The following is a 14,615-nucleotide window of genomic DNA, read 5'->3' on the forward strand; positions in this document are numbered from 1 at the left end:
AGCGAATCGATTTCCACCGGAGGGATGCCATGAGCAGCATGAAGGACCGCGAAGAGGGCTTTGAGCGCAAATTCGCATTCGACGAGGAACTTCGGTTCAAGGCCTCGGCGCGCCGCAACAAGGCGCTCGGCCTGTGGGCCGCCGAAAAACTCGGAAAGTCGGGCGCCGACGCCGAAGCCTATGCCAAGGAAGTGGTCGTCGCCGACATCGAGGAAGCCGGCGACCATGACGTGTTCCGCAAGATCCGCAAGGATTTCGATGCGGCCGGTGTCGACCAGTCGGACCATCAGATCCGCCGCACCATGGACGAGTTGATGGCGCAGGCGATCGAGCAGATCAAGAACACCTGATCCAACGACACTCTGGACCAATCGACCGCCTGGCCTATCCGGGCGGTTTTTCTTTGCCTTTGCAGCGGTTTCCGGCTGAAACTGCTGACGTTAACGAGGAAAGACCAGATGTCCCTGAAGTCCCGCCTTGCGGCCGATGAAACGCTGTTCACCGCATGGTCCGGCGTGCCGGATGCCTTGACTGTCGAGATCGTCGCCAAGCAGGGTTTTGATGCCGTCACGCTCGACATGCAGCATGGCGGCCACCACGAGGACAGCGTCTTGCGCGGCCTCGTGCCGGTGCTCGCCACAGGCAAACCGGCGCTGGTGCGCATTCCCGTCGGCCGCTTCGACATGGCAAGCCGCGCGCTCGATTTCGGCGCCGAGGCTGTCATTGCGCCAATGGTGAATTCGGTGGCCGATGCGAAGCTGTTCGCCGCCGCCATGAAATATCCGCCGCTCGGCGAGCGCTCGTGGGGGCCGACCTATGCCTTTCCGCGCCATGGCAAGGGCGACCAGGCCGAATGGCTGCGCGACAGCAACCAGCGCACCATGGCCTTCGCCATGGTCGAGACCCGCGCGGCTCTCGACGCGCTCGACGGCATCCTCGACACGCCGGGCATAGACGGAATCTTCCTCGGGCCATCCGATTTCTCGATCGCGTGGAGCAACGGCGCCACGGTCAATTCAACGCTGGAAAGCATGATGGAGACCGTCGCCTCGGTCGCCGAACGCACCCGCAAGGCCGGCAAGCACGCCGCGATCTATGTTGTCGAGCCGGCGATCGCCGGCCGCGTCGTGTCGATGGGCTACCGGCTGCTGGCCATGGGCTCCGAACACGCTCTGATCGGGCTCGGTGCCAAAACCCTGCTGAAGAGCGTCAGGGATTCGATCGGCTCCTGAGTGAGGGAGCCCTGGCCAAACAACTCAGGCCTTTAAGTCCGTCAGGAACTTGGCGAAGGTCATCGAGCCCTCGGGCCACGGCCCGAAGCCGGAATCGACGTTGAGATGACCGGTTTCGCCGGCATCGATGAACAGCGAACCCCACGCGCCGGCAATGTCCTCCGCGACATCGAACGCGCAGAACGGGTCGTTGCGGCTGGCGATCACCATGGAGGGAAACGGCAGCGGCTCGCGCGGGTAAGGGCCGAAGGTCATCAGGTGCCTGGGCCGCATCTCGGGATTGGCAACGTCGGGCGGTGCCACGAAAAAGGCTCCCGCAACCGGTTTCTTGAAATGCGGAATGGCTTGCACCGCCGCGGCGACGCCGAGCGAGTGAGCGACGATGACAACCGGCCGCTCGGCCTCGTTGACCGCCTTGGCCACGTTCGCCGTCCAGTCGTCGCGCACCGGCTTCGACCACTCCGCCTGCTCGACCCTGCGCGCCGTTGACAATTTCGACTGCCAGCGGCTTTGCCAATGATCGGGGCCGGAATTGGTGTAACCCGGCACGATGAGAATATCTGCTTCCTTGACCTTCATGGCGCTGAGATAGCGAGCGGCGCCGCTTCATGCAACGGTCATAGCCTGCGCTCTTGATCACAATGGTGAACACGATGTTCGCTTCTTGCCATCTTGTGTGAACGATGCCGATGGACGATCTGTCATAAGGAAAAGAAACAGCCGTGTGCGAAAACCCCGATTTTTGGGACTGACACGACGTAAGATGATTGGCGGCGCGGGGCTCTTGACCTTGGGAGTTTCACCGCGGACCGGCCGAACGGAGCATTTGATGAGCGAATTGCCTTTTGCCGCCACCACCCCGGTCAGCGTTGCCCGCGTCGGGTTGAAGGCGCGCGACGCCGAAAGTCTGGCCGCCTATTATCGCAAAGTCGTCGGACTGCAGGAGCTTAGCCGTGCCGACGGCGCGATCACCTTGGGCGCCGCCAACCGGCCGTTGCTCGTCCTCGAGCCGGATCCTTCGGCGAAGCCCGACGATCCGCGCGGCGCCGGCCTGTTTCACACGGCATTCCTGTTGCCCAGCCGTGCGGATCTCGGCCGCTGGATCAACCATGCCATCGCCAACAAGATCGCCATCGATGGTGCATCCGACCATCTGGTCAGCGAAGCGCTGTACATGACCGACCCGGAAGGTAATGGCATCGAGATCTATTCGGACCGCCGTCCGCAGGACTGGAAATGGAATGGCGACAAGGTGGCCATGGCGACGGAGCGGCTGAACATCCCGGCCGTCGTTGCCGAAGTGCCGGCGGGTGACGCCGGTTGGCAAGGCGCGCCGGAAAACAGCATTGTCGGCCATGTCCACCTGCGCGTTGGCAGGCCGGAAGACGCCGAAGCCTTTTGGAACAAGGAATTCGGCTTTGACACGGTGGCGAAATACGGCAGCCAGGCGGTGTTCCTGTCGTCGGGCGGTTATCACCACCATATCGGCGCCAATGCCTGGCAGAGTGCCGGCGCCGGCCGCCGCGACGCCGCTCGCTCGGGCCTTGCCTGGGTCGAGATGCGTTCGGACAATGTGACCGGCGAAACGACCCGCGAGGACCCGTGGGGCACGGTGATCAGGACCGTTCCCGGCAAGGCCTGATCCGGCACTGGCAACACCAGGCAAAAGAGGCCCGCCGGCCAGTGGCCGGGGCGGGCCTCTTTTTTATGCTGGACGGCTCAAGCCTCCCCAAACACCCGATTGAAGATCGTGTCGACATGCTTGGTGTGGTAGCCCAGGTCGAATTTCTCGCGGATCTCGGCTTCCGGCAAGGCAGCGGTCACTTCCTTGTCTGCCAGCAGTTCTTCAAGAAAATCAGCGCCTTGCTCCCACACCTTCATGGCGTTGCGCTGCACCAGCCGGTAGGAGTCTTCCCGCGACAGGCCGGCCTGCGTCAGCGCCAGCATCACGCGCTGCGAATGCACCAGGCCGCGGAACTTGTTCATGTTCTTCAACATGTTCTCGGGATAGACGAGCAGCTTGTCGACGACACTGGTCAGCCGTGACAAGGCGAAATCGAGCGTCACGGTGGCGTCCGGCCCGATCATGCGCTCGACCGAGGAGTGCGAAATGTCGCGCTCATGCCAGAGTGCCACATTCTCCATCGCCGGCAGCGCCATGGACCGCACCATGCGGGCAAGGCCGGTGAGGTTTTCGGTCAGCACCGGGTTGCGCTTGTGCGGCATCGCCGACGAGCCTTTTTGGCCGGGCGAAAAATACTCTTCCGCCTCAAGCACTTCGGTGCGCTGCAGGTGGCGGATTTCGATCGACAGCCGCTCGATCGAGGAGGCGATGACGCCGAGAGTGGCGAAGAACATGGCATGGCGGTCGCGCGGGATCACCTGCGTCGACACCGGCTCCGGCTTGAGCCCGAGCTTTGCCGCGACATGTTCCTCGACATAGGGGTCGATGTTGGCGAAGGTGCCGACCGCGCCCGAAATCGCGCAGGTGGCAATGTCCTCACGCGCATGCACCAGCCGCTCGCGGCAGCGCGAGAACTCGGCATAGGCTTGCGCCAGTTTGATGCCGAAGGTCGTCGGCTCGGCATGGATGCCGTGGCTGCGGCCGATCGTGACAGTGTCCTTGTGCTCGAAGGCTCGGCGCTTGAGCGCCGCAAGCAGGCCATCGATGTCGGCGAGCAGGATGTCGCTGGCCCGGCTGAGTTGCACGGCAAAGCAGGTGTCGAGAACGTCCGACGAGGTCATTCCCTGGTGGATGAAGCGGGCGTCCGGTCCGACGAATTCGGCAAGATGGGTGAGGAAGGCGATGACGTCATGCTTGGTGACGCGCTCGATCTCGTCGATGGCCTCCACGTTGAATTTCGCGGCACTGCCCTTTTCCCAGATGGTTTTCGCCGCTTCCTTGGGGATGACGCCGAGCTCGGCCAGTGCGTCGCACGCATGGGCCTCGATCTCGAACCAGATGCGGAACCGGGTTTCCGGCGACCAGATGGCGACCATTTCCGGTCGGGAATAGCGTGGGATCATCGGTCGGTCCTGACGTGTCGAGGAGTTTGCCCGCGTCCTAACAGAGGCAGACAAAATGCTCAACGCCGCTGCCGCGCAAACCAGACGCTCGCGGCAAACAAGGCGACGAAACCAATCGGAAAATACAGCCGGATGCCCAGCACCACGAACTGGTAGAGCGCCACCAGCGTGGTGAAGACGAACTGGAAGGCCCAGGTGAGGGTGAAAGCGGGCGCATGCCATTCGGCATAGTAGGAGCGGTATTGCAGGGCAAACAGTCCGCCGGTGAGGCCCATGGTCGCGGCGGCAAGGCACACGAATGCCGCCGCGAAGGCGACCTCCCGGTGCCTTCCGAGCGAGAACAGCCGCGCCGCGAACAGGCCAACCGGAAAGCCGAGTGCTCCGCCGCTTGCAAACAGCAACGACACGGTGCGGATTTTCTCCGGCGTCTCCCAGGCGTCAAGGTTGACGAGCACGCTGGCGCCCATCGTCATGGCCCACAACAAGGCGCCGAAAAGAGCTGTCTGCCACCTTGGCAAGGCGCGGCGGATGCAGTTCGGGGCGCGGCTGCGGGTGGCGGCGTGCGGTGTCACAGGCGGTCAGTCACCGCGATCCAGCGAAAGTCCGGCCCCTCGAAGCCATATTGGCGCACCGCGATCAGCACCGCATAGGCGCTGAGACTATCCATTGAAAACGTCTGCACCGCGCCGATCCGGTAGCCGTTCGGGCATCCCCGGCTCTTGGGGATCGACTTGTCCTCATGCAGCAGCTTGGTCGTGCCGCCATCCTGCGCCTCGATGCGCAGCAGCCGAAAGCCGTTGATCTCGCCCTGGCTCTCGCAGCCTTCAGTGTTGTTCATGCCGATCTCGTCGAGCCGAAACTCGAGCGGTGGGTCGACCGGTGAAAAGATCGGACGCGGATTGACCACCATCCGGTGCGGATCGGCCGAAAGCTCGGTCACCGGGTTGAAACCCGCGGTGATGCCCTTGTTGGCGGTCAGCTCCGCCTCGCTGACAATGGCCTCGCCTTTCTGCCGTGCCTGAAGGCGCGCCGCGTCGAGCTTGGCATTCTCGTCGTCGAGCCGGACCCGGATCGGGGTGCCCTTGAGAAAACTGTCGGTGCTGGTGTCGATGTAGTAGCGGTTGGCGTAAGGGAAGCCAGACCCGTCCTGCACGCCATATTCCTCGAAGGCGAACACGCCGCCATCCTTGGTGAAACCGAGGATTTCGAGCGCGGCGACGTCGCCGGCATGGGCGGCGATCGACGTCGCAAACTGCGCAAGCAGGAAGACGGCAAACGGAAAAAGCAGTCGCATCGGTTCGTCACTCCGGCAGCCGGTGACCGTGTCAATCCCCTACCACGACGGAATCAAAACGTCGTGCGGTCTGAAAGCAGATGCATCCAATCGGCCCGTCATTTGTTATTGTCGGCAGTCCCAATGGAGAACCACCATGACCGACACCAGCAAAATTCGTGAGCATATGGAAGTCGTCGGCGCCGATGGCGTGCATGTCGGCACCGTCGACAAGGTCGATGGCAAGCGCATCAAACTGACCAGGGCCGACAGCGGCGAGGGTGCCCACAAGGGCCATCACCACTACATTCCCCTGAGCCTTGTTGCCGAGGTGGATGGCAAGAAGGTGTGGCTGTCCGCGAATTCGGATGTCGCGGTGACGTTCGAGGAAGAAAAGTCCGATCCGGTCTGATCGACCACTTCACCCCAGGCGTGACGACCAGACGGGAAACAGGTCGCCGTCGGCTGGCCTCGCCGCGTGGACGCCGCGGCTGATGGCGCGCGCCATGGTGGCACCGGCCGCTGCATAGAGATCGATTGCCGCGTCCGCGGTGAGTTCGATGCCACTCTGGCCGGTTGCCAGCGCGAACACGAGGTCGCCATCGGCAGGCGTATGTGTCGGCCAGATGGCGCGCACGAAGCCGTCATGCGCTGATATCGCCAGGCGTTTCGCTGCGGCCTTGGTGAGAACCGCGTCCGTGGCAATGACGGCGATGGTCGTGTTGCCACCGGTCTCCATCTGCCTTTCGACATCCTTGTCGCGGAATTTCAGCAGGATCTTTCTGGCGTCATCCGGCATTGGCGAGGGGTAGCCAAGTCCGCCGAATTCGTCACCGATTTCGAACGGAGCGGCCCAGAAATAACGGGTTCGGCCGACGGTCACCGAGCCGGTCGGGTTGACGGCCGCCAGAGCCCCGACCGTGACGCCGCTTTCCAGCAGCGTCGAGGCCGAGCCGAGGCCACCCTTCAGTCCCGCAGTCAAAGCCCCGGTGCCGGCGCCGATCGTGCCGAGCTGGAAATCGGCTGTGGCGGTTTGCGCCGCTTCATAACCGAGGTCGCGATAGGGTGGATAGCGGCCCCAATCCTTGTCGCCGCCATTGCGCAGGTCGAACAGGATCGCTGCCGGCACGATCGGCACGCGGAAGCCGCCCACCTCGAAACCGATGCCGCGTTCACGCAGCGCCGCCTGCACGCCGGACGCCGCGTCGAGGCCGAAAGCCGAACCGCCCGAAAGCACCACGGCGTGGACCGCCTCGACCGAATTGTGCGGTTCCAGCAGATCGGTTTCGCGGGTGCCCGGCGCACCGCCCAGGATTTGCACCCCGGCCACCGCCGGTTCATCGCAAAGGATGGTCGTGACGCCGGATTTCAGCCTCGCATCGGAAGCATTGCCGACGCGCAGGCCGGCAACGTCCGTGATCAGATTGCGCGGGCCGGTGCGAACCATCAGTCGCTTTCCAAGGGTAGGAAACGCGTGCCATCGAAGCGGAAGACGCGGTAGGGGCTCTGGCTGAGGTCGCCTTTCGCGTCGAAGCGGACCGGCCCGATCGCGGTGGTGAAATCCTGTCCGGTCAGGGCTTCGGTCAGCGGCTTGCCCGAGGTTTCGGACAAGCCTGATGCCGCCTTGGCGACCTCGACCGCCGCATAGGCCGGTAGCGTGTAGCCGTCCGGCACGATCTTTCGGCCAGAGAAGCTCTCCAGCACTTTTGGATCGGCGACATCGGCCCATTCAGGCGGCGCGATCATCAGCGTGCCGGTGGCATATGGAACGTCGCCGGCTGGAGTGCGCAGATTCTCTCCGCCGGCAAAGACGATGCCGGCGGAGAGTTGCGCTGCATCGCGGCCCATGATGGCGATGTCCTCGCCGTCGCCGCCGGCGAAGACATGCGTCGCGCCGGCCTTCTTCAGCCGGCCAACCATCCCGATCTGGTTGTCGAGCTGTGGCCGGAACGTGTCGATGAACACCGGCTTCAGCGCCGCTTGCTCGGCCGCCGCCCGGAGCGTCTCGGCGATCTCGCGGCCATAGATGGTGCCGTCGTCGATGATGGCGAACAACTCGTTCTGCCACAGACGGGTGAGGGCAGAGGCGACGGCATTGCGCTCATCGTCGCCACGTGGCCCGAGGCGATAGACCGGCCAGCCGGTCTTGGCGCGGCGGTCGGTCAGGCTTTCGGTTCGCACGCCAACGGTAATGACCGGAATGTTGGCATCCTTCAGGATCGGCATCGCTGCCTCGATCGCATCGGTGCAGAGAAAGCCGACCACGACATTGACCTTGGCCGCCGCGAATTCCTTCGCCGCGGCGCTGCCGCCATCGGCGGTACAGGCATCATCCATGATCTTGAGCTCGATGCCATTTGCTTCGGCCGCCAGGCTGGTGCCGGCCTCGATCTGCTTGCCCAGGATCGCCGATGGTCCGGACAAGGGTGCTGCGACGCCGACCAGCAGCGTCTGGGCGCTGGCGGCGCTGGCCAGGAGCAGCCAGACCAGTGCGGCAGATATCGTTGCCCCGGATCGCATCCTGTCGAAGAGTTCCTCCAAGCTGGCGACATCTCGCTGGCGCCAGTTCCCGCCAAGACCTAAAGGCTGGCTGGCCTTGGTGCAACACGCGAATTTCAGGAGATGGGCCAAGCACTTCGCTTGTGGCATGTCATATGTCGCCATATATAGCGGTAGGGTTCTGGCTGTGGAAAATTTCCGGTGCTGAAGAAGAACGACATTGGGCCACAGGCCTATCGCGACGCGATGAGCCATTTTGCCGGCCACGTGCACGTGGTTACCACCGACGGTCCGGCCGGCAAGCGCGGCACGACGGTCATCGCGGCCTGTTCGGTGTCGGACACGCCGCCGACCATTCTGGTGTGTCTCAACCGCGAAAATGCCAAGAATGAGCTGTTCGTGAAGAACGGCAGATTTGCCTTGAACACGCTGGCGTCACACCAGGAGCCACTGTCGGTCGGCTTTTCCGGTATCACCGGACTGCCGGTCGAGGAGCGTTTTGCGCTCGGCGAATGGGATGTGATCTCGACCGGCGCGCCAACGCTGAAGGGTGCGCTCGCCGTTTTCGACTGCGAACTGATCGACACCAAGGATCTGGCCACCCATCGTGTGCTTTTTGGCAAGGTGACAGGTCTGCGTATGGGCGATAATTTGCGGCCGCTGATCTACCACGCCCGCGGCTACCACGTTCTGGAAAGCGGAGCGGCGGCGTTCACGGAGAAAGAATGAGCGAGCTGAAACCGCGCGCCGCGCCGCGGACGATCGACGAGACACTCGATCTCCTGACCGGTGCGGACTATGTGGCGGACCGGTCCCTGGCGACCGTGCTTTTCCTGTCGCTGCGCATGAAACGGCCGCTGTTCCTCGAGGGCGAGGCCGGCGTCGGCAAGACCGAGATCGCCAAGGTGCTGGCGCAGGCGCTCGGCCGCCGGCTGATCCGCCTGCAGTGCTATGAAGGCCTCGACGTCTCGTCCGCCGTCTACGAGTGGAACTACGCCGCGCAAATGATCGAAATCCGCATGGAGGAGGCGGCGGGCAGGGTCGATCGCTCCGACATGGAGCGCAACGTCTTCTCCGAAAAATACCTGATCCGCCGTCCGGTGCTCGATGCGCTGACCGGCAAGGCTGGTGCTGCCCCGGTCTTCCTGATCGATGAGCTGGATCGCACCGACGAGGCCTTCGAAGCCTTCCTGCTGGAAATCCTGTCCGACTTCCAGGTAACGGTGCCCGAACTCGGCACCATCAAGGCGGAAGAGCCGCCGATCGTCATCATCACCACCAACCGCACCCGCGAGATTCACGACGCGCTGAAACGGCGCTGTCTCTATCATTGGGTCGACTATCCCAACGCCGAGCGCGAACTGGAGATCGTGCGCCGAAAGGTGCCGCAAGCCAACCAACGGCTTTCGGCCGAGGTGGTTTCGTTCATCCAGAAGCTGCGCCAGATCGAACTGTTCAAGGTGCCGGGTGTTGCCGAGACCATCGACTGGGCCGGCGCGCTGACCGAACTCGACAAGGTCGCACTCGATCCGGAAACCGTGTCCGACACGATCGGCGTGCTGTTGAAATACCAGGACGACATTGCCCGCATCGAACAGGGCGAAGGCCGGCGCATCCTCAACGAGGTGAAGGCCGAGCTTTCGGCGGCGGAGTAAGGCAGGGCCATGCCGGTGTCTCGCCCCGAACCCAAGGAAGCCCGGCCGGACGGACGTATCGCCGACAACATCGTCTATTTCGCCCGCACCTTGCGCAAGGCCGGCATGCGGGTCGGTCCGGCTTCGGTCAAGGACGCCATCGAGGCGGTGCTGGTTGCCGGCATCGGCTCGCGCGACGATTTCTACTGGACGCTGCACGCCGTGCTGGTTTCGCGGCACGAGGATCACGCCATTTTCGATGAAGCCTTCCGGCTGTTCTGGAAATCGCGCGAACTGATCGAAAAGATGCTGGCGATGTTTTCGCCGGTGGCGCCCGACGTCAGGGAGAAGCAGAAACCGCGCGCCGCCGAGAATCGCGTCAGCCAGGCGATGTTCGAGGGCCATCAGAAGAACCAGCCGGCCCAGGAGATCCCGGAGGTCGAGGTCGATGCCCGCTTCACCTTCTCTGGCAACGAGGTACTGCGCGGCAAGGACTTTGCCCAGATGAACGCCACCGAGATGGCGGATGCCAGGAAGGCAATCGCCCGGTTGCGCTTGCCCTTCGACATGGTGAGGACCCGGCGTTTCAAGGCCGACGCGCATGGCCGCCGCATTGACCCGCGCGCCATGATGCGCTCGGCGGCGCGAACCGGCGGCGACTTGATCCTGCCGAAATTCCGCTCACCGCGCGAAGTTCACCCGCCGCTGGTGGTGCTGGCCGACATTTCCGGCTCGATGAGCCAATACACGCGCATCTTCCTGCATTTCCTGCATGCGCTGACCGAAAAGCGGCGGCGCGTGCACACGTTCGTCTTCGGCACCAGGCTGACCAATCTGACCCGGCAGATGCGGCATCGCGATCCCGATGCAGCACTTGCCGATTGCTCGGCGGCGGTCAAGGACTGGTCGGGCGGCACGCGCATCGGCGACACGCTGGCCGAGTTCAACCGGCTGTGGTCGCGCCGCGTGCTGGGGCAGGGCGCGGTAGTGCTTCTGATCACCGACGGGCTGGAGCGCGACGACGTCGCCGGCCTGTCGGAGGAAATGGAGCGCCTGCACAAATCCTGCCGGCGGCTGATCTGGCTGAACCCGCTGCTGCGCTTCGACGGTTTCCAGGCACGCGCCCGCGGCGTCAAGGCGATGCTGCCGCATGTCGACGAATTCCGCTCGGTGCACAATCTCGATGCGCTGGCCGATCTCTGCGCGTCGCTCGACAAGAAATCGGTGCTTTCGGTCGATCCGCGCCGATGGATGGAAGCTGGCGCGAGGCACGCCGCATAACCATATTTCCCCGGGAAACGCGTGTTTCCCGGGGAAGAACGGACTCCTAGGAAACGGTCATGGAAAACAGCATCTATCTCGATGAAGCCCGCGACCCACTTGTGATAGCCGAGGGCTGGATGAAGGACGGCAAGGACGTGGCCATCGCCACGGTGGTCGAGACCTGGGGGTCGGCGCCTCGCCCCGTGGGCAGCCATCTGGTCATCGACGCCGACGGCAATTTCCACGGCTCTGTTTCGGGCGGCTGCGTCGAAGGCGCGGTGGTGACCGAAGCGATCGACGTGATCGACAGCGGCAAGGCAAGGATGCTGGAATTTGGTGTTGCCGATGAAACCGCCTGGCAGGTCGGCCTGTCCTGTGGCGGCCGCATCAAGGTGTACGTGGAAAGACTGGGCTGATCTGCGATGGATCCCTATGCGCTGAAAACCCTCAATGCCGAACGCCGCGCCCGCCGCGCGGCGATCCTTGTCACCGACCTTGGTGATGGACGCGACCGCATCGTGCGCGAGGGCGATCAGGTCGCCGGTGATCTCGGCGCCGCGATCGCCAAGGCGTTCCGCACCGGTAATTCCGGTTCGGTCGAGGCCGAAGGGCGGACCTTCTTTCTCAATGCGCATCTGCCACGGCCGCGCCTGGTGGTGATCGGCGCTGTCCATATCAGCCAGGCGCTGGCGCCGATGGCGAAAATCGCCGGCTACCCTGTCGAGATCATCGATCCGCGCACGGCCTTCGCCACGCCCGAGCGCTTTCCCGATATCGCCTTGCACGCCGAATGGCCGGAGGATGTGCTGAAGCGCCAGCCGTTCGACAGTTACACGGCGCTTGCCGCCGTCACCCATGATCCGAAGATCGACGATTTCGCGCTGAAGGCGGCGCTCGACGCCAACTGTTTCTATGTCGGGGCGCTTGGCAGCCGCAAGACGCACGCCAAGCGCGTCGAACGCCTGCTGGCACTGGGCGCGACCGCTGACCAGATCGCCCGTATTCACGCCCCCATCGGGCTCGACATTGGTGCCGCCAGCCCGGCCGAGATCGCTGTCGCCGTTCTCGCCCAGACCATCCATGCCTTCCGCTCGCGCGGCCTCGACGTCAAGGGCGCGGCGGCGTGAAATTCGGCCCGATTCCGATCGAGGCGGCTGAAGGGGCGGTGCTGGCCCATGCCACCACCGCCGGAGAAAGGCGCTTCCGCAAGGCGCACCGCCTGAGCGCGAATGATTTGTCGGAGCTGAAAGCCGCCGGGATCACCGAAGTCGTCGCGGCCGTGCTTGCCCCCGATGATCTCGGTGAGGATGCGGCAGCTGAAAAGATCGCCGCCAGCATGCGCCATCGCAATGTCGAGGCAAAGCCTGCGGCCACCGGCCGGGTCAACCTCCATGCCGAAGCGGCCGGCATCTTCACCGTCGACGCGGCGATGATCGACGCCATCAACGCCGTCGACCCGACCATCACCATAGCAACGCTTGCTCGGCATGCGCCGGTCGAAAAAGGCCAGATGGTCGCGACTGTGAAGATCATTCCCTTCGCCGTCGGCTCTGCCCTGGTCGATGCGGTCATGAAAATCTGTGCCGGCGGTGAGATCTTTGCCGTCAACGCCTACCAACCAGTGCGCGTCGGCGTCATCCAGACGGTGCTGCCGGGGATCAAGCCGAGCGTGCTCGACAAGACGCTTCGCGTTACCGAAGCGCGGCTGGCGCGCTCCGGCGGCAGGCTGACGGCGGAGCGCCGCACGCCGCATGAGATCGCGCCGGTGGCGGAGGCCGCGGCCTCGCTGGCGCGCGACAACGACTTGGTGGTGATTTTCGGCGCCTCGGCGATGAGCGATTTTTCCGACGTCGTTCCGGCGGCGATCGAAAGGGCGGGTGGTACTGTTATCCGCGCGGGCATGCCGGTCGATCCCGGCAATCTGCTGGTGCTCGGCACGCTTGGTGGCAAGCGCGTCATCGGTGCGCCCGGTTGCGCCCGCAGCCCGAAGGAGAACGGCTTCGACTGGGTGCTTGACCGGTTGGTCGCCGGCCTCGACGTCACCGCGAGCGACATCGCCGGCATGGGGGTAGGCGGGTTGTTGATGGAAATCCCGACGCGGCCGCAGCCGCGCGAACCGCTGCCGCCCAAAAGCCAGCTCAAGGTCGGGATCGTGCTTCTGGCGGCGGGGCGGTCGAGCCGCATGGGCGGGCCGAACAAGCTGCTGGCGCTGTTCGACGGCAAGCCGCTGGTGCGCCGCACCGCCGAGCGCGCACTCGGCTCGAAGGCTTCGGGCACGATTGTCGTCACCGGCCATCAGCGCGAGCGGGTGCGCGCGGCGCTGGCGGGGCTGGATGTGACCATCGCCGACAATCCCGATTTTGCCGACGGCCTGTCCACCTCGCTGAAAGCCGGCATTGCCTATCTGCCAGAAGACTCCGCCGGCGTGATGATCGTTCTCGGTGACATGCCGGGTGTCTCGTCTGATGACCTCGACAGGTTGGTCGATGCGTTCCGCAAGGCCGGAGGCAATTCGGTGGTCCGCGCCTCGCACCAGGGCAAGCGCGGCAACCCGGTGCTGTTGCCACGCTCGCTGTTTCCGGCGATCGCCCATCTCGAAGGTGATACCGGCGCGCGGCATCTGGTCGAGGCCGAGGGGCTCGATGTCATCGATGTCGAGATCGGCGAAGCGGCGTCCGTCGACGTCGATACCCGCGAAGCGCTCGAAGGTGCCGGCGGCGTGCTGCAGGATTGACAAACCCAAGCCGAATTACGCATGCCTGCTGGCATGTCTTTCCGTTTCCGATTTTTCTGTGTCCTTGCAACCGCGGCAGCATTGCTGTCGTCGGCCGCCCAAAGTCAGACGCTGTCGCTGAAACCCTTCAAGGACGATCTCTTCGCGTATCCGGCCACGCTCTCGTCCGACACCAACGGCGCCTACACGGTCATCGACTATCGCGAGATGCGCGACATCAACCAGCGCGACGAGGTGCCCGAGCGCCGCGTGCGCCCTCAATACACCGACACCGGCGTGCGCAAGGTGCAGCAGGATCTGCTGCTGAAGACCGATGCCGGCGATGTCAGACATATTGCCGTCGGCAAGATCGAGGGTGCCGGCATCATCGTGCTTTATCTGCATGGGCAGGGTGGCAGCCGCAAGCAAGGCGTCGACGACTTCACCTTCGGCGGCAATTTCAACCGCCTCAAGAACCTGATGGCCGAAAATGGCGGCCTCTATCTGTCACCTGACTTTCCGGATTTCGGCGATACGGGCGCCGCACAGGTCGCGGCGCTGATCGATCACTATGCCGAACAGTCGCCAGCCGCGAAAATCTTCGTCGCCTGCGGCTCGATGGGCGGCGCGCTGTGCTGGAAGCTCGCCGCCCGCAAGGACACCGGTGGCCGTCTCAACGGCTTGCTGCTGCTCGGCTCGCTATGGGACGAGAGTTTTTTCGCCAGTCCCGCCTTCAAGCGCCGCGTACCGGTGTTCTTCGGCCAGGGTAGCCATGACGTGGTTTTTCCCGTGGCAACCCAGGAAGCATTCTTTCGCTCGATACTGGCCAAAACAAAGAGCTACCCGACCCGCTTCGTCCGCTTCGAGACGGGCACGCACGGCACGCCGATCCGCATGACCGACTGGCGCGGCACATTGAACTGGATGCTGTCGAAGGCGCCCTGACCAACGCTGCCCGGAAGGCCCGTCCGGCC

Annotated in this window: 17 protein-coding genes; 11 read left to right on the forward strand and 6 right to left on the reverse strand. The window is 64.1% G+C overall.

Annotation, left to right across the window (positions count from 1 at the left end):
• Window positions 1-29 precede the first annotated feature (29 nt).
• A complete protein-coding gene (locus tag OOJ09_RS13850) occupies window positions 30-350 on the forward strand; it encodes a DUF1476 domain-containing protein (RefSeq protein ID WP_269905751.1) in 321 nt (106 codons plus the stop codon).
• Window positions 351-458: 108 nt separating this feature from the next.
• On the forward strand, window positions 459-1,232 hold the full coding sequence (locus tag OOJ09_RS13855) for an HpcH/HpaI aldolase family protein (protein ID WP_269905752.1): 774 nt from the start codon (window positions 459-461) through the stop codon (window positions 1,230-1,232).
• Between the two features lie 24 nt (window positions 1,233-1,256).
• On the opposite strand, the gene OOJ09_RS13860 is transcribed toward OOJ09_RS13855, so the two are convergent.
• Entirely contained in the window at window positions 1,257-1,811 is a 555-nt protein-coding gene (locus tag OOJ09_RS13860; protein ID WP_269905753.1) for an RBBP9/YdeN family alpha/beta hydrolase, read from the reverse strand.
• 250 nt (window positions 1,812-2,061) lie between these two features.
• On the opposite strand from OOJ09_RS13860, the gene OOJ09_RS13865 reads away from it, so the two are divergent.
• Window positions 2,062-2,874 (forward strand): VOC family protein, encoded by an 813-nt coding sequence (locus OOJ09_RS13865; RefSeq protein ID WP_269905754.1) that lies wholly within the window; start codon window positions 2,062-2,064, stop codon window positions 2,872-2,874.
• Window positions 2,875-2,951: 77 nt separating this feature from the next.
• Here the strand turns inward: OOJ09_RS13865 and purB are convergent, their stop codons facing one another.
• The 3 genes from purB to OOJ09_RS13880 are packed head-to-tail and all read right to left on the reverse strand — an operon-like array spanning window position 2,952 to window position 5,553.
• The gene (gene purB / locus OOJ09_RS13870; protein ID WP_269905755.1) at window positions 2,952-4,259 is read right to left on the reverse strand and encodes an adenylosuccinate lyase; all 1,308 of its coding nucleotides are present in this window, start codon (window positions 4,257-4,259) and stop codon (window positions 2,952-2,954) included.
• Window positions 4,260-4,318: 59 nt separating this feature from the next.
• On the reverse strand, window positions 4,319-4,831 hold the full coding sequence (locus OOJ09_RS13875; protein WP_269905756.1) for a hypothetical protein: 513 nt from the start codon (window positions 4,829-4,831) through the stop codon (window positions 4,319-4,321).
• A complete protein-coding gene (locus tag OOJ09_RS13880) occupies window positions 4,828-5,553 on the reverse strand; it encodes a DUF2259 domain-containing protein (RefSeq protein ID WP_269905757.1) in 726 nt (241 codons plus the stop codon). Before OOJ09_RS13880 ends, OOJ09_RS13875 begins: the two co-directional genes overlap by 4 nt.
• Window positions 5,554-5,689: 136 nt before the next feature.
• Between OOJ09_RS13880 and OOJ09_RS13885 the strand changes: the two genes are divergently transcribed.
• Window positions 5,690-5,944, forward strand: coding sequence for a DUF2171 domain-containing protein (locus tag OOJ09_RS13885; RefSeq protein WP_269905758.1), 255 nt, complete (start codon window positions 5,690-5,692; stop codon window positions 5,942-5,944).
• A gap of 9 nt (window positions 5,945-5,953) precedes the next feature.
• Here OOJ09_RS13885 and OOJ09_RS13890 read toward each other — a convergent pair whose 3' ends face one another.
• The gene (locus OOJ09_RS13890) at window positions 5,954-6,979 is read right to left on the reverse strand and encodes a P1 family peptidase (RefSeq protein WP_269905759.1); all 1,026 of its coding nucleotides are present in this window, start codon (window positions 6,977-6,979) and stop codon (window positions 5,954-5,956) included.
• Entirely contained in the window at window positions 6,979-8,052 is a 1,074-nt protein-coding gene (locus OOJ09_RS13895; RefSeq protein ID WP_269905760.1) for a branched-chain amino acid ABC transporter substrate-binding protein, read from the reverse strand. The genes OOJ09_RS13890 and OOJ09_RS13895 overlap by 1 nt, the downstream gene beginning before the upstream one ends.
• A 180-nt stretch (window positions 8,053-8,232) precedes the next feature.
• Here OOJ09_RS13895 and OOJ09_RS13900 point away from each other — a divergent pair, with 180 nt between their 5' ends.
• Genes OOJ09_RS13900 through OOJ09_RS13930 form a run of 7 tightly spaced genes read left to right on the forward strand, consistent with a single transcriptional unit; the run spans window position 8,233 to window position 14,586 of the window.
• The gene (locus OOJ09_RS13900) at window positions 8,233-8,760 is read left to right on the forward strand and encodes a flavin reductase (protein WP_027036962.1); all 528 of its coding nucleotides are present in this window, start codon (window positions 8,233-8,235) and stop codon (window positions 8,758-8,760) included.
• Window positions 8,757-9,686 (forward strand): AAA family ATPase, encoded by a 930-nt coding sequence (locus OOJ09_RS13905; protein WP_269905761.1) that lies wholly within the window; start codon window positions 8,757-8,759, stop codon window positions 9,684-9,686. Before OOJ09_RS13900 ends, OOJ09_RS13905 begins: the two co-directional genes overlap by 4 nt.
• A gap of 9 nt (window positions 9,687-9,695) precedes the next feature.
• Entirely contained in the window at window positions 9,696-10,946 is a 1,251-nt protein-coding gene (locus tag OOJ09_RS13910) for a vWA domain-containing protein (protein WP_269905762.1), read from the forward strand.
• Between the two features lie 59 nt (window positions 10,947-11,005).
• Complete coding sequence (locus OOJ09_RS13915) at window positions 11,006-11,344, forward strand: XdhC family protein (RefSeq protein WP_091578308.1); 339 nt, start codon at window positions 11,006-11,008, stop codon at window positions 11,342-11,344.
• A 6-nt stretch (window positions 11,345-11,350) separates the two neighbouring features.
• Window positions 11,351-12,055, forward strand: a complete 705-nt coding sequence (locus OOJ09_RS13920; RefSeq protein WP_269905763.1) for an XdhC family protein — start codon at window positions 11,351-11,353, stop codon at window positions 12,053-12,055.
• Window positions 12,052-13,662 (forward strand): molybdopterin-binding/glycosyltransferase family 2 protein, encoded by a 1,611-nt coding sequence (locus OOJ09_RS13925; protein ID WP_269905764.1) that lies wholly within the window; start codon window positions 12,052-12,054, stop codon window positions 13,660-13,662. Before OOJ09_RS13920 ends, OOJ09_RS13925 begins: the two co-directional genes overlap by 4 nt.
• Before the next feature lie 33 nt (window positions 13,663-13,695).
• Window positions 13,696-14,586 carry an alpha/beta hydrolase family protein gene (locus OOJ09_RS13930; RefSeq protein ID WP_269905765.1) on the forward strand — a complete coding sequence of 297 codons (891 nt, stop codon included), beginning with the start codon at window positions 13,696-13,698 and terminating at the stop codon, window positions 14,584-14,586.
• Window positions 14,587-14,615 lie beyond the last annotated feature (29 nt).

The organism is Mesorhizobium qingshengii, from assembly GCF_027563465.1.
GTDB classification, from domain to species: Bacteria; Pseudomonadota; Alphaproteobacteria; order Rhizobiales; family Rhizobiaceae; genus Mesorhizobium; species Mesorhizobium qingshengii_A.

Excerpts from the sequence above, each read along its gene's own strand:
- OOJ09_RS13850 (WP_269905751.1), top strand. The coding sequence starts at position 30 with ATGAGCAGCATGAAGGACCGCGAAGAGGGCTTTGAGCGCAAATTCGCA.
- OOJ09_RS13855 (WP_269905752.1), top strand. The coding sequence starts at position 459 with ATGTCCCTGAAGTCCCGCCTTGCGGCCGATGAAACGCTGTTCACCGCA.
- OOJ09_RS13860 (WP_269905753.1), bottom strand. The coding sequence starts at position 1,811 with ATGAAGGTCAAGGAAGCAGATATTCTCATCGTGCCGGGTTACACCAAT.
- OOJ09_RS13865 (WP_269905754.1), top strand. The coding sequence starts at position 2,062 with ATGAGCGAATTGCCTTTTGCCGCCACCACCCCGGTCAGCGTTGCCCGC.
- purB (WP_269905755.1), bottom strand. The coding sequence starts at position 4,259 with ATGATCCCACGCTATTCCCGACCGGAAATGGTCGCCATCTGGTCGCCG.
- OOJ09_RS13880 (WP_269905757.1), bottom strand. The coding sequence starts at position 5,553 with ATGCGACTGCTTTTTCCGTTTGCCGTCTTCCTGCTTGCGCAGTTTGCG.
- OOJ09_RS13885 (WP_269905758.1), top strand. The coding sequence starts at position 5,690 with ATGACCGACACCAGCAAAATTCGTGAGCATATGGAAGTCGTCGGCGCC.
- OOJ09_RS13890 (WP_269905759.1), bottom strand. The coding sequence starts at position 6,979 with ATGGTTCGCACCGGCCCGCGCAATCTGATCACGGACGTTGCCGGCCTG.
- OOJ09_RS13895 (WP_269905760.1), bottom strand. The coding sequence starts at position 8,052 with ATGCGATCCGGGGCAACGATATCTGCCGCACTGGTCTGGCTGCTCCTG.
- OOJ09_RS13905 (WP_269905761.1), top strand. The coding sequence starts at position 8,757 with ATGAGCGAGCTGAAACCGCGCGCCGCGCCGCGGACGATCGACGAGACA.
- OOJ09_RS13910 (WP_269905762.1), top strand. The coding sequence starts at position 9,696 with ATGCCGGTGTCTCGCCCCGAACCCAAGGAAGCCCGGCCGGACGGACGT.
- OOJ09_RS13915 (WP_091578308.1), top strand. The coding sequence starts at position 11,006 with ATGGAAAACAGCATCTATCTCGATGAAGCCCGCGACCCACTTGTGATA.
- OOJ09_RS13920 (WP_269905763.1), top strand. The coding sequence starts at position 11,351 with ATGGATCCCTATGCGCTGAAAACCCTCAATGCCGAACGCCGCGCCCGC.
- OOJ09_RS13930 (WP_269905765.1), top strand. The coding sequence starts at position 13,696 with ATGTCTTTCCGTTTCCGATTTTTCTGTGTCCTTGCAACCGCGGCAGCA.